The organism is Rhizobium sp. SVR5-9E (assembly GCF_056755095.1).
In genome coordinates, this window is the sequence record NZ_JBNDHS010000476.1 from 1 (window position 1) to 262 (window position 262).

A 262-nucleotide genomic window follows, 5' to 3' on the forward strand; every position below is an offset into this window, starting at 1 on the left:
GCGCCTGGTGTGGTCACGCGCCGGAGCTGGAAATCGATCTCGCGCTCGCCAACATCGGTCTCGACTTGCTGGGGCAGGCGCGCAATTTCCTGACCTATGCCGCAGAGCTGGAAGGTCAGGGCGATGAAGACACCCTGGCGTTTGGGCGTGATGAGCGCCAGTTTCACAACGTGTTGCTGGTGGAACAGCCTAACGGCAGTTTCGCCGACACGCTCGCGCGCCAGTACTTTATGGATGCCTGGAACGTAGCCCTGTATGAACG

General features: G+C 60.7%; 1 protein-coding gene. It reads left to right on the forward strand.

What is annotated here, in order from left to right; translation table 11 throughout:
* Positions 1–262: 1,2-phenylacetyl-CoA epoxidase subunit PaaC (locus tag ACPYOJ_RS35695; RefSeq protein ID WP_481420436.1), on the forward strand; the 262-nt coding region annotated here is incomplete at both ends.